This is a genomic window from Bradyrhizobium sp. OK095 (genome assembly GCF_900109945.1).
In the GTDB taxonomy this organism is placed as follows: Bacteria; Pseudomonadota; Alphaproteobacteria; order Rhizobiales; family Xanthobacteraceae; genus Bradyrhizobium.
The window spans coordinates 524,489-537,442 of sequence record NZ_FOBX01000003.1 but is presented as its reverse complement, the minus strand read 5'-3'; the positions used below and the strand labels follow the sequence as shown (position 1 = coordinate 537,442).

Below are 12,954 nucleotides of genomic sequence, written 5' to 3'. Positions count from 1 at the left end.
TTTCGGGCAGCGGAACGGCAAACTCGTCATTGCGAGCGCAGCGAAGCAATCCAGTCTGTTGCCTCGGCAACAGCCTGGATTGCTTCGTCGCAAGAGCTCCTCGCAATGACGGTGGAGGGAGCAGAGCCCGCAATCTACGCCTTCTCCACCCCGCACCATTCCGCGATGAACAGCGCGGTTGCCTTGGTGGTCTTCTTCAACGACTCCAGATCGACGAATTCGTTGAAGCCGTGCATCTCACCGCCGCTGGCGCCGAAGCACAGGCTCGGAATGCCGTAATTGAGACCATAGAAGCGCGTGTCGGTGAGCGCGGTGAAGACGAGGTCCTCGACAGCCCCGCCATAGACCTTGTTGAAGGCCTTGCCGAACGCGGCTTCCGGTGCGGCGGAGTCGGTCAGTTCGTAACCCTCCGACAGGAAGCCGGACCATTCGACCTCCGGCGGATTGTTGGCGAGGAAACGGTGGTTGCGCGAGGCGGCCGTGACGCAAGCCAGAATCTCCTTCTGGTGATCGGCCACCGACCAGCCCGGCAAAATCGCGATACGGCAATCGACGTCGCACCAGGCCGGCACGCTGGAGGCCCAGTCGCCACCCTTGATGATGCCGGGGTTGAAGTTGATGGGGTGGTTGAGGGTTTTGAAATGACGGTCGGCCTTGGCGCGCTCGTTCCATTCGATCTCGAGCTTTTGCAGGGCGTGGACGAGATGGTAGGCCGCCATGATCGCATTGGAGCCTGAGCCGGCGAAGGCGACGTGGGTCGGATGGCCCTTCACCCGCAGGCGGAACCAGATCACACCGACCTGCGAGCGCACCATCTTGCCGGCGGTCGGCTCCGGAATGAAGCAGGCATCGGCACGGTAGCCGCGCTGGAGCGTCGAGAGCGCGCCGACGCCGGTGCTCTCCTCCTCGATCACGGACTGGAAGTGAATGCGCGCGGTCGGCTTGAGGCCGGCGGCCTTGATCGCATCGAGCGCATAGAGTGCGCCGATGGTGCCGGACTTCATGTCGCAGGCACCGCGGCCGAACATCTTGCCGTCCTTGATGACGGGCGAGAACGGAGGCGTGTCCCACAATTCCAGCGGCCCTGCCGGCACCACGTCGCAATGGCCCTGGAGGATCAGCGATTTGCCGGCCTCGGTGTTCGGGCGATAGGTGCCGACCACGGTGCGCGCCTTCGAGAAATCATGCTCGATCGGGCCGAAGCCGCGGAGGTCTTTCAAATCGTCGACATTGATGTGCCAGTCGTCGACCTCGTAGCCGCGCGCGCGCAGGAGGTCGCCGATCATGTCCTGGCACGGTCCCTCCGCCCCGCGGGTCGAAGGGATCGCAACGAAATCGCGTGTGGTCGCAAGCTGGGCTTCGAAGCCGGCATCGACGGCGTCAATAATCCTCTGCTGCGTTTCGGCATTCATCAGGCAACTCCAGGCATTTTGTTGGTCCAAGGAGCGCGCAAGCTAGCCGATTTCAGCCGTTCGGGTACTCCACAAAATAAGCATCCCGCAATGCATCTTCGAGCAGTCGGCCTTCCGAATAGCCAGCGAGCGTCGCAGGCCGGCTCACGCCGTCGAGCAGGCGCGGGCACGGCTCCGGCGCGCCGAGCACGGTGCGCACGGGAATCCGCTCGGCATAAACAGGCAATTCGTAGTCCTCGTCGTCGTCGGCAACACCCTTGGCGCGGACTTTGGCCGAGGCCTCCTCGATCTCCATCGCGATGAAGGAGGTCGCCTTGATCTCCTGCGTGCTGCTCGCCCTCAGGCTTGCGGTGCGGTCGGGGAAGAAGCGGTCGACCATGGCGATCACCGCCCGCGCCTTCTCCTCGGGGTCGGTGACGAGATAGGCCGTGCCGAACGCCATCACCGCGCGGTAATCGGCGGAGTGGTTGAAGCCGCAGCGCGCCAGCACGAGGCTGTCGAGATGGGCGACCGTCAGGCAGACGCGCTCGCCTTTGGTCTGGTTACGCAGCATGCGGCTGGCGCTCGAGCCGTGCCAGTAGAGTTTCGTCCCCTCGCGCCAGAAGAAGGTCGGCGTGCAATAGGGCTGTCCGTCGATCACGTAGGAGACGTGGCACATCATCGAGCAATCCAGGATGCGGTGAACCGTCTCGTGATCGTAGAAGCCGCGATCGTGACGGCGCTTGACCTGGTTGCGCGCTGACGTCGGATAGGAATTTTGGCTTTCGGTCTGGCTCACGGCCGCTCCTGTCGGGGATTGGAACAATTCCAGGAGAGTTGTAGCCATGGATTTGGTCTGCGATAGTGCCAATTCCATGCGAAAAATCCCAACCAATTCTCCCTCACCCGGCAAGGCTGAGCTACCTCTCGACCTCACCGGACTGCACATCACGGTGAGCGCTTCCGCCGCGCATCGGCTGTATCAGGCGCTGTGCGAGATGATCGTCTCCGGCCTCGTCAAGCCCGGCGAGCCGCTGCCGCCGTCGCGGACGCTGGCGAAGCAGACGGGCTTTCGGCGCAACGCCGTTGTCACCGCGTATGAGCGGCTGATCGCCGACGGCTTTGCAGATGCAACGGTCGGCTCCGGAACCTTCGTTGCCGCACGCATCCCGGCGCGCGCGACTGAACCGAAGAAGCCGAAGATTGTGGTCGAAGCTCCCAAGCAAGGCGCGTTCTCGCTCGGCTGCACCCATATCGACGAGCGCGCGGTGCAGCGTTTTCGCGCTTTCGTCGGCCGGCGCATGCGCGCGTTCGGATCCGAGCACCTGCACTATGGCGACCCGCGCGGCAGCCGCGAGCTGCGTGCCGCAATCGCCGATCATCTGCTGTCGGCGCGCGGCCTGCGCTGCGATCCCGACCAGATCATGCTGACATCAGGCACGCTGCATGCACTGCGCATCGTGCTGAGCGCGATCCTCAAGCCTAACGACCAGGTCTGGTGCGAGGACCCCGGTTACCCCGCCGCGCGCAACACCATCGCGCATTGCGGCTATCGCGCCGTGCCCGTTCCCGTCGACGAGCACGGCATGCGCGTCGCCAAGGGGCGCACGGCGGCGCCGTCCGCGCGCGCAGCTTATGTCACGCCGTCGCACCAGTTTCCACTGGGCGTGCAGATGTCGATGCCGCGGCGGCTCGAGCTGCTCGACTGGGCGAAACAGGCCGGCGCCTTCGTGCTGGAGGACGATTACGACAGCGAGTTCCGCTACGACGGCGCGCCGCTGATGTCGCTCGCCGGCATCGATCGTCTCCAGCGCGTGATCTACATGGGCACGTTCGCCAAGACGCTGTTTCCGGGCCTGCGCATCGGCTACTGCGCCCTGCCCGAGCGTCTGATCGGCGACGTGACCGCCGCACGCGCCGCGCTCGACCGCTTTCCCGGCACGCTCATGGAAGGCGCAGTCGCGGACATGCTCAATTCCGGCGCGTTCGCCGCGAATTTGAAGCGGGTGCGAAAGCTCTATCGCGAGGCGCGCGACGCACTGGCCGAGACGCTGGAAGCCAGATCCGACGGTGCGTTGTCCGTGCCGGTCCCGTCGCAGGGGCTGCACCTTGTCGCCCGGTTCGATCCATCGGTCGAACTGTCGGTCGCGGCAGAAGCGAAGCAGGCTGCCGGCGCGGAAGGCTGGCTACTGGCCGACACCTATTCGCGCACGCGCCCCCTGCCCGGCTTCGTCCTGGGATTTTCGGGGCACGCGGTTCCACAACTCGTGGCATCCGCCGAGCGGCTCGCGCGGGAATCGCGCGCCGCCTTGCGGGTTAAAGGCAAATCGGCCAGGCGAGCATGACAAAGGTTCACTATCAGAATCGCGAACCGCTCCCTAGATTGCGGCATCGACGCCGGGACCGTTTGCCATGCCTCTCCGCCACGCAGCCTGCCTCTCGCTCCTGATCTCCGTTACGCTCGCGACGACGGCGCATGCCGTCACCGTCGGACGCGAACAGGACATCGTCGATCTCAGGCTCGGCCAGCGGGTGCAGGTGGATGACGGAACCTGTCCGGCCGGGCAGGTCAAGGAAATACGCGGCGCGAAGATGACCGACCAGGGCGTGGCTCGGACCGCCACCTGCGTGCCGCGGTTTGGTCCGAAATCCAAATGAAGGCTTAAGATTTCGCCGGGTCGAACATGCACTGAAGGGTCGGCTTGGCGATCTTGGTGAAGGTCGGGCCAATCTCGCTCTGCTTCGACGCCGGCACCCAATCGGTCTCGATCGTCGGCACGCCGGTCTCGCTGATGCCGCGCAAGAGCGCCTCGCGCAGGTCACGATCCTCAACGGCCGCGGCGGCATGATCATGCAGACAGCCGCAGACTTCTTCGGGATGTTCCCACCGCCCGAGCATTCGCGGCGCGCACTGGCGCACAAACTCAGTACGGGGGTCGGGTAACCTGGAGGGCGCGCGGACCTGCGCCTCAACGGCACTGATCGTCAGAAGGGAAATGAACGCTGCGGCGCAAATGCGGAAATTCATGATGGCCTTTGACGGCTGATTTTCTTGTTGGCGATCAGAAGCGCGCGGCGACGACGATCGGCTGCGGCGCCGGGGTGGTGATCGGCGTGCCGCTGTACTGGAAGGTGCCGATACCCGGAAGATTGCCCTCCGGCGAGCCCGCGAAAGAGGAACCGGCAAGCACAAAACCGAAAGCAACGATGAAGCTGAGCGCGCGCATGGTCTTGTCCCTCAATCCGTGGCCGGCAATGCGCCGTCGTCGTTGTGACGCTGATAACCATGGGCGGTTTCGCGCGTGATGCGCCAAAAACGGAAAATGGCTTCATCTTCGTGAGAATTGTTTCGTCGCGTCCGGGACGACGAAACATTCGGCGGAAAACCCCCATCTTATCAAATGGATCACGCGGCAGCTCAAAGTCGCCTGGCAGGCTCCATTTGCGCTTGAAAACATGCCGCGCGCAGCACGCTGTCACGAACGCGCCTTCCCCGCTTCACATGCATTTTACGTTTTTCTGCTGAAGAGAAGCCAAACGAAGGTTGGGTCCGATCGAACCGGGGGCGCGTCGGCTGCGACCCAAGCCATCGAAACCGAGACGCCCGGAACCACCGGGCGCGTTCAGTTGAGGGATTGCCATCATGGCGCAAGATCGCGCAACGGCGCGCGACGCGGACCAGCGAACGGACCGCGCCGACCAACTGTCTATTCGCAGCGGCGTCGGCGCAATGGCGCTACAGTCGGGCCGCGGCTATGAAGCCGCGCCACAAGCTTTCGTGCGACTGACCGGCTCGCATCTCGCAAAGCCGCGCGTCAACCGCGGGCGCATCACTGAGTGAAGAACTCTCCGCACTTCTGGACGTTCGCGTCCCCCGGTCCCCACGGCATGATCGGCACGGTCGAGGTCGAGTTCTTCGGCGAGCCCTCGATCAGCCTGTCCGAATAGACCATGTAGACCAGCACGTTGCGCTTGGCGTCACAGCCGCGCACGATCTGCATCTTCTTGAAGAACAGTGAGCGGCGCTGGCGGAACATGTCATCGCCCTGCTCCATCTTGTTCGCCTTGAACTTGATCGGACCGACCTGGCGGCAGGCCAGCGAGATGTCCGAGACCTCCTCGGCTAGGCCGAGCCAGCCCTTGAAACCGCCCTTCTCCGGCACCGTGAAATGACAGGCGACGCCCTCGACCTCGGGGTCATCGAGGCCGTAGGTCGCGAGCTTGTCGTTCGGGCTCATCCATTTGAACACGGTCGAGCGGCGGAAGATCAGATCGGGCTCATCGGCCGCGGATGCGGAAGCCAAAGGCAGGGCCAGAGCCAGGAGGAATAAAGCAAGGCCTTTCAAGCGGATGCCGGAAAGACCGGGGAAACGAGATGACATGAAGTTCTCCGGTAACAAGTCCTGGTAATGTAGGAACGGCACAGCCGGACAGGAAGATGGCGAGCAGCCGGATGCGGCCGCCGTTTACCGCTCTGTGAGGCTTTTTTGCTACGACTTGGACAAAAGTAGCTGACGGCAGAACTGCCCTGCTGGTGAACGCGTATCCCCTCTGCGACACTAACGTCTGATTTGGATTATGGATTCGAGGATGAATAGCGTGAACGGGTCTGGTTTTTCTGCCAAGCCGGCGCGGCTCTGGCAGGTCGCCATTTTGACGGCGGCGAGTGCGATCGGTACGGCCAACCAGGCTGAAGCAGCATTTTACTACTCGACGGATTATTCCGACGGGTCCTACGCCTCCCGGCAGGATCGGCATTCCGAAATCCCGCGCCAGAAGCCGCAGAAGCGCGGTGCGGCCGGTAAGAAGGACGTCGTCGCCGAGAAGGAAGTCGGCACCAAGCCGCAAGGCCCCCTCGTCATCGTCGTCTCGATCGACCGGCAGAAGGTGACGGTCTACGACACCAATGGCGTCTTCGCAGAATCTCCGGTGTCGACAGGCATGAAGGGCCATTCGACGCCGATGGGTGTGTTCAGCGTCATCCAGAAGCACAAATTCCACCACTCCAACATCTATAGCGGCGCGCCGATGCCGTACATGCAGCGGGTCACATGGTCCGGCATCGCGATGCATGCCGGCGTGCTGCCGGGCTATCCGGCCTCGCATGGCTGCATCCGCATGCCGATGGCGTTCGCCGTGAAGATGTGGAACTGGACCAAGATGGGTGCGCGCGTGATCGTCTCGCCCGGCGAGATGACGCCGCACGATTTCCAGCACCCGCTGCTCGCCTCCGTGCGCGTGCCGCCGCAGCCCGCGGCGAGCCTCGCGCCGCAGACCAATGCCGGTGACAAGGCTGACAAGGTTGCCGCCGAAATCAAGGTCACTGAAGCAAAGCCGGTCGAGACCAAGACCGCCAGCGCCGATGCCGTGCTGGAGTTGCGCTCGTCGGTCGGCCACACCGTGATGTCGGATATGACGACCGGGAATGCTCCGGCGCGTGACGAAGCCGGCACATCGGCAGACAAGGTCGAGGCAACGGCAAAACCCGAGGTCAAGACAGCCGAGGCATCTGACACGGCCAAGCCGCAGTCGGAAGACGCCGGCAAGCCCGCAAACACCGAAGCGAAGGCCGCGGAAGCAACCACGGCTTCGACGCCAACCGACGACCAGGTCGAGTCTGCCAAGATCGAACCCGCGAAGGTCGAGCCTGCCAAAGCGGAAGCCGCCGACAGCGCGACGAAGCCCGACGCGCCCATGACGGCCACAGCGCCCGCGCCCGATATCAAGAAGGACGAGACCCGCGTCGCCGAGCCCGCACCAGCGGCAAAGCCGGAAGCGCCGAAACGGGCCGGACAGATCGCGGTCTTCATCAGCCGCAAGGATTCCAAGCTCTACGTGCGGCAGAATTTTGCGCCGTTGTTCGAGGTGCCGGTCACGATCGCCGCGAGCGACCGGCCGCTCGGCACGCATATCTTCACCGCGGAGGTCGACAAGACCGATTCCAATGCGCTGCATTGGTCGGTGGTGTCGCTGCCCGTCTCCGCGCGCTCCGCCGCGCGCGAGGATGACAGCCGCGTGACGCGCCGCAAGGGTGGCGCCGCCGTGATCCCCGTTGCTGCAAAGCCGGTGGTGATGCCGGACAGCCCGGCTGAAGCCCTCGACCGCATCGCGATCCCCGCCGACGCCATGGCGAAGATCAACGAGATGCTGACGTCGGGTGGCTCGATCATCGTCTCTGACCAGGGCATCAATCAGGGCGAGACCGGCGAAGGCACCGATTTCATCGTCCGTCTGTACTAGGCTGCCTCACCGCATCAGATAACGCGGTGTTGACGAGGCTGATCGCGCAGGCGAGGTAAGGTGCATCCCGGAACACGTCGGGGGACGTTGCCATGCTGAACCGCAGGACCATGCTCGCCGCGCTTGTTGCGACGACCGCATCGGCGACACGCGCACTCGCCGATGGCGGCATGAGCCGCATCCCGGCCTACGCCTTCTCCTTCCCCGCATTGTCCGGCGACGACATCCGCCTCGCCGCGTTCACGGGCAAACCGTTGCTGGTAGTCAACACCGCCTCGCTCTGTGGCTACACGCCGCAATATGCCGGCCTGCAGGAGCTCTGGAGCGAGTTTCGCGAGCGCGGCCTCACCGTGATCGGCGTGCCCTCCAACGATTTCGGCGGCCAGGAGCCCGGCGGCACCAGCGAGATCACCGAGACCGCGCACCACCAATACGGCGTTACCTTCCCGATCGCGGCCAAGGCCGTCGTGGTCGGCGCCAAGGCGCATCCGTTCTACAAATGGGCGGCAGAGGCGCGCCCCCGGGACGTTCCGCGCTGGAACTTCCACAAATACCTGATCGGCCGTGACGGCTACATTGCCGAGGTCTATCCGTCTGCCGTCGAACCGGCCGACACGCGGATCAAGACAGCCATCGCCAAGGCGCTGGCCGACAGCTGACGCAGCGCGGCCCAATCCGGTTGGGCACAATTGTGGCGGGGTGCCAAACAGCCGTTGCAATGGCGAGGGGCCACCATCTAGGCTAGGATCGTTTGGGGCAGGACGGTTTTGCCGGTGGCGAAAAGCTTCGGCGGAACAACGGGATCAATCTCGAGGACAACACCATGCGTGTGGCGGCAAAACTGATTTTGGCAAGCGCGATGTCTCTGGGCATGGCAGGCGCGGCATGGTCGCAGACCCCGGTCGCAAAGCCCGCCGCCGCCCAAGCCGCACCGGCGGCAGCACCTGCGGCTGCTGCTCCCGCGCCGGCTGTCGCCGCGCCGGCCGGCTTCGTCAATCCGCCCCCGCCGCAACAGGCGCCGCAGCCCGCCCGCGCGGCCTGCAACACGCCCGGCGCGCTCGGGGTCGCCCGCACCGTCGAGATCGACACCACGGGCGGTCCGGGCTTCGGCTTCGAGCACTTCAAGGAGCTCGACTTCCTGCGCGACAAGGAGGTCGTGCTGACCTTCGACGACGGCCCCTGGCCAAAGAACACACCCGCCGTGCTGAAGGCGCTCGCCGACGAATGCACCACCGGCATCTTCTTCTCGATCGGCAAGCACGCGACCTACGAGCCGGAGATCCTCAAGCAGGTCTACGCGGCCGGCCACACGGTGGGCACCCACACCTGGTCACACGCCAATCTCAACAACAAGAAGCTCACGGAAGCGCAGCGCAAGGAAGAGATCGAGAAGGGCCTGTCCGCGGTAAAGTGGGCGCTCGGCGGCATCGCGCCCTCGCCGTTCTTCCGCTTCCCGGCGCTCCAGCATCCGCCGGAGATGGTCACCTATCTCGGCAACCGCAACACGGCGATCTTCTCCTGCGACATCGACTCCTTCGACTTCAAGGCCTCGAAGCCCGAGAAGGTGATCGAGACCGTGATGAAGAAGCTCGACAACAAGGGCAAGGGCATCATCCTGATGCACGACTTCCAGAAGCACACCGCAGAGGCGTTGCCCGAGTTGCTCAAGCGGCTGAAGGCCGGCGGCTACAAGGTGGTGGCGATGCGCGCAAAATTCCCGGCCTCGACGCTGCCCGAATACGACCAGGAACTGCTCAAGGACATCAAGCTGCCGACGGTGAGCAGCCGCCCGGTCAACAGCGTCGTGACGACGGTCTCCGAATAGCCGCCGCCCTTGCCACTGATTATCGAAGGTTACGTCATCGTCTCCGCGGACGGCATGCTCGCCGACGCGTTGCACGTCATGCCTGAGGTGCTGAAGTTCGAGGGCGACAAGAGGTTCTTCGAGCAGGCGCTCGACCGCGCCGCGCTGATCGTGCACGGCCGACATTCGCATGAGGGACAGCCGAAGTCACCGAAGCGCAAGCGCCTGATCCTGACCCGCAAGATCAAAGCGCTGACCGTCGATCCGGAGATGCCGAACGCGACGCTGTGGAATCCGGATCATGCGAGTTTCGAGGAGGCCTGCGCCTTCGCCGATGTCGCCTCCGGCAAGGTCGCGATCATCGGCGGGCCCGTCGTGTTCGACATGTTCATGGACCGCTACGACACGTTCTGGCTGTCGGAGGCCCCGCATCTACGCCTGCCCGGCGGCGAAGGCTGCTTTGTGGGCGTGCCGGGGCGGACGCCGCATGAGGTGCTGGCCTCGCACGGAATGAAGCCGGGGGCGCCGTATCTGCTCGACGCGGCGCATGACGTCACGGTCACACCGTGGCGGCGGGGCTAGACGCGGCGAGCACGCAGGTCGCAGAGCGCATCGGCTCCTATCAAGATCTGCAAATCAACCCCATGCACAGTACCGGCACCCCGATACCGGCGACTATCCTGCTTACTCAGCGGGCATAACGGACGATCGGGTCAGACTGCATGTCTGGAGTTCAGCGCGCACGTCCCGGAGGACGCTGCTCCAATTGCCCGGCTGAATTTGCCGGAATTGCCGCAAGCTCGGATACCAGGGGCAGTCGTCGCGGTTCAGCAACCACCGCCAGCACCGATCGAAGCGATTGAGCAGCCACACGGGCCGGCCAAGCGCGCCTGCAAGGTGCACCACCGCGGTATCGACGCCGATGACCAGATCCAGGGCTTCGATCAGCGCGGCGGTGTCGCCGAAATCGTGGAGATCTCCGGTCCAGTCGTGCAGCGACAGACCCGGCGGCGGCGACTGGCTGGCCGCCGGTCCCTTCTGCAACGAAACGAAGCTCACGCCCGGCAGGCCCGCCAGCTCTGAAAATCGTTCGAGCGATATGGATCGGCGCCGGTCACCGCTCATCGTTTGATTGCCTGCCCAGACGAGGCCGACCCGCAGGCCATCGAGCTCACCGACGCGCCGGCACCAGGCCGCCACGCGTTGCGGATCGGCTCGGAGATAGGACGCCTCTCGCGGGATGGTTTCGAGGGTGGTGCCAACAACGCGCGGCAGACTCAACAGGGGACAATGCAGATCGAATGGCGGCAGCGGATCACCACGAGCGACGATGTTCTCGAAGCCCGGCAGTCCCGCCAGCAGTGGCATCAGCGGCCGTTGCACCTCCACAACGACCCGCCGCCCTGCCGCAATGGCCGGCACAAAGCGACAGAACTGGAGCGTGTCGCCCAGGCCCTGCTCCGCATGCAGCAGCAGGACCCGATCACCGATATCTTCTCCATTCCAGAGCGGCTGGCTGTAGTCGCGCAGATGCAGCTTTTTCTTCGCTTGCTTCCACCGCCACTCATATTCCCGCCAGCCTTCGTCGAACTGGCCGTCCAGCAACAGTGAGACCGCCAGGTTGAAATGCGCGTCGGCATAATCCGGCCTTTGCGACACCGCCGTTCGCAAGCTCTGAATGGCTTCATCAGGCCGCCCAAGATCGAACAGCAGGGTGCCGAGATTGTTGAGCGCCTCCGGCGAGGCCGGATCGTGATCGAGAGCCGTTCGATAGCAAGGCTCCGCTTCGTGGAAACGGCCGGACTCGCGCAGAACGTTGCCGAGTATCAGCTGCGCCGGAACGTAATCCGGCTTTAGACGCAAAGCTTCCCTGCAGTAGGCTTCCGCCTCTTCCAGCCGCCCCTGGAGTCGCAGCACGTCACCGAGGTTGTTCAAGGCCCCGGGGGAATCTGACGTGAGCTTGCAGGCTTCGCGAAGATGGACCTCCGCCTCGTCGAGACGGTCCAACTTGATGAGAAGACCACCGAGATTGGTATGGGCCGGGGCAAATGTCGGGTTGAGGCGCAGTGCCTCACGATAGCAATGCTCACACTCCTCGAAAGCGGACAGATCGAACAGCACCACCCCAAGGTTGCAATGGGCCTCCGCAAAGTCCGGCTTTTGCCGCAGCAACTGCCGAAACTCGCTGATCGCATCATCGAAGCGCTTCCGTCTCGCCAGCAGATTGGCGAGATTGAAACGGGCATCGACCTGAGCGCGCGCGGCACCGAGGTCGAGGCCAGCTTGGTGTCGCAGCACGAGCCGGTAATGGGCCTCCGCAGCCGGGACCTCCCCGCATTCACCCAGCAAGATACCAAGCTGATTGTGCAAATCGAGATTGTCGGGCTTATGCCGCAGCGCTTCCCGGTAGCTCGCGATCGCCTCGTCCTTGCGTCCGAGAGCGCGCAGAGCGGCAGCCATGCTGCTGTGATAAAAGCTGTTGGAAGGCTGGAGCCTGACGGCGCGGAGGATGGGATCGAGCGCCCTGCCGGGATGACCCGCCTGGAGCAAAACAAGCCCCAGGAGGTGAAGACTGTCCGCATGATTCGGCTCGGATGCCAGGATCTGCCGATAAATCGCCTCTGCCTGCGGCAAGCGGCCTGCGCGATGGTGTACGAGACCGGCCTCGAATGATACAGGACCTGACTGCTCTTCGGCATACATTACGACGGGCCCTGTCATCGATGCGATTGCGTGGGGTGCGAGACAGATGCCAGCTCGTTCGTTTGCCGCTCATGCAAACGCTCTGAAGCGCGCCCGGCGCCTGCCCCACCACTCTGCGGCAAAGACCTTGCGCGAAGCTGGACACACCGCGAGCATCCGCCGCCGCCGGGCCAACCCACCCTACGAGCTAAGTGGCCTACACGTCCCCGTAGGCCGTCTCGGCCGAGCGCGTGGCACGGCCGTAGCCCATGATCATGAACAGCGCGCCGATGATCGCAAGATTCTTTAGCGCGTCGACCAGCACCTTGGCGTTCTCGGGCGCCGCCTGGTTCCAGAAATCGTAGAACAGCACGGTCGAGACCGCGACGTAGATGATCATCAGCAACGCGAAGAAGCGCGCGCCGAAATTCAGCGCGATCATCAGGCCGGCGATGATCTCCAAGCCGCCGATGGCGATCGTCAGCAGTTGCGGCGTGGTCATAGCAGTCGCCGTCTCGATCTGCTTGGCGTAAGGCGCGATCACGTCAGGCACCACGACCTTGGCAAAGATGAAATCGACTGTCGGCTGCATGAAGACCAGCCTTGCCGCGCCGGTGTAGATGAACAGCACGGCGAACAGGATTCGCCCGAAAGTCACGAACGCTGGCATGATCGGCCTCTTGGCTCAGGCTTTTTGAAAACGGAATTTGGACGAAAGCACCGCGCGATTATGAAGAGTCGTTCGCCGGTTTACAAACGGGGAAATGGAGAACTGCAAGTAATTCAAAACAAGCCGCGCAAACGGTGCACCTCCTCCCCTTGCGGGAGAAGGTGGCG

The 12,954-nt window shown here is 63.9% G+C and carries 14 protein-coding genes; 7 read left to right on the top strand and 7 right to left on the bottom strand.

Annotation, left to right across the window (positions count from 1 at the left end):
• Positions 1–134: 134 nt before the first annotated feature.
• Positions 135–1,412 (bottom strand): ArgE/DapE family deacylase, encoded by a 1,278-nt coding sequence (locus BMW89_RS11500; RefSeq protein WP_092025951.1) that lies wholly within the window; start codon positions 1,410–1,412, stop codon positions 135–137.
• A 52-nt stretch (positions 1,413–1,464) separates the two neighbouring features.
• Positions 1,465–2,190 (bottom strand): pyridoxamine 5'-phosphate oxidase family protein, encoded by a 726-nt coding sequence (locus BMW89_RS11495; protein WP_092025948.1) that lies wholly within the window; start codon positions 2,188–2,190, stop codon positions 1,465–1,467.
• 76 nt (positions 2,191–2,266) lie between these two features.
• Here BMW89_RS11495 and pdxR point away from each other — a divergent pair, with 76 nt between their 5' ends.
• On the top strand, positions 2,267–3,736 hold the full coding sequence (pdxR, locus tag BMW89_RS11490) for a MocR-like pyridoxine biosynthesis transcription factor PdxR (protein WP_092026337.1): 1,470 nt from the start codon (positions 2,267–2,269) through the stop codon (positions 3,734–3,736).
• Positions 3,737–3,803: 67 nt separating this feature from the next.
• On the top strand, positions 3,804–4,049 hold the full coding sequence (locus BMW89_RS11485; protein ID WP_092025946.1) for a DUF6719 family protein: 246 nt from the start codon (positions 3,804–3,806) through the stop codon (positions 4,047–4,049).
• Between the two features lie 4 nt (positions 4,050–4,053).
• On the opposite strand, the gene BMW89_RS11480 is transcribed toward BMW89_RS11485, so the two are convergent.
• Both BMW89_RS11480 and BMW89_RS37855 read right to left on the bottom strand, forming a co-directional pair.
• Complete coding sequence (locus tag BMW89_RS11480) at positions 4,054–4,419, bottom strand: hypothetical protein (RefSeq protein ID WP_092025944.1); 366 nt, start codon at positions 4,417–4,419, stop codon at positions 4,054–4,056.
• A 34-nt stretch (positions 4,420–4,453) separates the two neighbouring features.
• On the bottom strand, positions 4,454–4,618 hold the full coding sequence (locus tag BMW89_RS37855) for a hypothetical protein (RefSeq protein WP_177195979.1): 165 nt from the start codon (positions 4,616–4,618) through the stop codon (positions 4,454–4,456).
• A gap of 416 nt (positions 4,619–5,034) precedes the next feature.
• Here BMW89_RS37855 and BMW89_RS11475 point away from each other — a divergent pair, with 416 nt between their 5' ends.
• Entirely contained in the window at positions 5,035–5,232 is a 198-nt protein-coding gene (locus BMW89_RS11475) for a hypothetical protein (protein WP_349516530.1), read from the top strand.
• Here BMW89_RS11475 and BMW89_RS11470 read toward each other — a convergent pair.
• Positions 5,222–5,773, bottom strand: a complete 552-nt coding sequence (locus BMW89_RS11470) for a CreA family protein (protein ID WP_092025939.1) — start codon at positions 5,771–5,773, stop codon at positions 5,222–5,224. The two genes, BMW89_RS11475 and BMW89_RS11470, sit on opposite strands and share 11 nt — an antisense overlap.
• A gap of 208 nt (positions 5,774–5,981) precedes the next feature.
• On the opposite strand from BMW89_RS11470, the gene BMW89_RS11465 reads away from it, so the two are divergent.
• From BMW89_RS11465 to BMW89_RS11450, 4 genes are all read left to right on the top strand, one after another.
• Positions 5,982–7,631: a L,D-transpeptidase gene (locus tag BMW89_RS11465; protein WP_177195978.1), complete on the top strand. Its 1,650-nt coding sequence runs from the start codon at positions 5,982–5,984 to the stop codon at positions 7,629–7,631.
• 92 nt (positions 7,632–7,723) lie between these two features.
• Positions 7,724–8,290 (top strand): glutathione peroxidase, encoded by a 567-nt coding sequence (locus tag BMW89_RS11460; protein WP_092025933.1) that lies wholly within the window; start codon positions 7,724–7,726, stop codon positions 8,288–8,290.
• A 164-nt stretch (positions 8,291–8,454) separates the two neighbouring features.
• The gene (locus tag BMW89_RS11455) at positions 8,455–9,456 is read left to right on the top strand and encodes a polysaccharide deacetylase family protein (RefSeq protein WP_092026335.1); all 1,002 of its coding nucleotides are present in this window, start codon (positions 8,455–8,457) and stop codon (positions 9,454–9,456) included.
• Positions 9,457–9,510: 54 nt separating this feature from the next.
• Positions 9,511–10,017 carry a dihydrofolate reductase gene (locus BMW89_RS11450; RefSeq protein WP_092026332.1) on the top strand — a complete coding sequence of 169 codons (507 nt, stop codon included), beginning with the start codon at positions 9,511–9,513 and terminating at the stop codon, positions 10,015–10,017.
• 102 nt (positions 10,018–10,119) lie between these two features.
• On the opposite strand, the gene BMW89_RS11445 is transcribed toward BMW89_RS11450, so the two are convergent.
• Together BMW89_RS11445 and BMW89_RS11440 are read right to left on the bottom strand one after the other, a co-directional pair.
• The gene (locus tag BMW89_RS11445) at positions 10,120–12,138 is read right to left on the bottom strand and encodes a tetratricopeptide repeat protein (protein ID WP_177195976.1); all 2,019 of its coding nucleotides are present in this window, start codon (positions 12,136–12,138) and stop codon (positions 10,120–10,122) included.
• Positions 12,139–12,334: 196 nt separating this feature from the next.
• Positions 12,335–12,787 carry a DoxX family protein gene (locus BMW89_RS11440; protein WP_092025928.1) on the bottom strand — a complete coding sequence of 151 codons (453 nt, stop codon included), beginning with the start codon at positions 12,785–12,787 and terminating at the stop codon, positions 12,335–12,337.
• Between the last annotated feature and the right edge of the window lie 167 nt (positions 12,788–12,954).

Coding starts and splice junctions, on each gene's coding strand:
- BMW89_RS11500 (WP_092025951.1), bottom strand. CDS start 1,412: ATGAATGCCGAAACGCAGCAGAGGATTATTGACGCCGTCGATGCCGGC.
- pdxR (WP_092026337.1), top strand. CDS start 2,267: ATGCGAAAAATCCCAACCAATTCTCCCTCACCCGGCAAGGCTGAGCTA.
- BMW89_RS11485 (WP_092025946.1), top strand. CDS start 3,804: ATGCCTCTCCGCCACGCAGCCTGCCTCTCGCTCCTGATCTCCGTTACG.
- BMW89_RS11480 (WP_092025944.1), bottom strand. CDS start 4,419: ATGAATTTCCGCATTTGCGCCGCAGCGTTCATTTCCCTTCTGACGATC.
- BMW89_RS37855 (WP_177195979.1), bottom strand. CDS start 4,618: ATGCGCGCGCTCAGCTTCATCGTTGCTTTCGGTTTTGTGCTTGCCGGT.
- BMW89_RS11475 (WP_349516530.1), top strand. CDS start 5,035: ATGGCGCAAGATCGCGCAACGGCGCGCGACGCGGACCAGCGAACGGAC.
- BMW89_RS11470 (WP_092025939.1), bottom strand. CDS start 5,773: ATGTCATCTCGTTTCCCCGGTCTTTCCGGCATCCGCTTGAAAGGCCTT.
- BMW89_RS11465 (WP_177195978.1), top strand. CDS start 5,982: ATGAATAGCGTGAACGGGTCTGGTTTTTCTGCCAAGCCGGCGCGGCTC.
- BMW89_RS11460 (WP_092025933.1), top strand. CDS start 7,724: ATGCTGAACCGCAGGACCATGCTCGCCGCGCTTGTTGCGACGACCGCA.
- BMW89_RS11455 (WP_092026335.1), top strand. CDS start 8,455: ATGCGTGTGGCGGCAAAACTGATTTTGGCAAGCGCGATGTCTCTGGGC.
- BMW89_RS11450 (WP_092026332.1), top strand. CDS start 9,511: ATGCTCGCCGACGCGTTGCACGTCATGCCTGAGGTGCTGAAGTTCGAG.
- BMW89_RS11445 (WP_177195976.1), bottom strand. CDS start 12,138: ATGTATGCCGAAGAGCAGTCAGGTCCTGTATCATTCGAGGCCGGTCTC.
- BMW89_RS11440 (WP_092025928.1), bottom strand. CDS start 12,787: ATGCCAGCGTTCGTGACTTTCGGGCGAATCCTGTTCGCCGTGCTGTTC.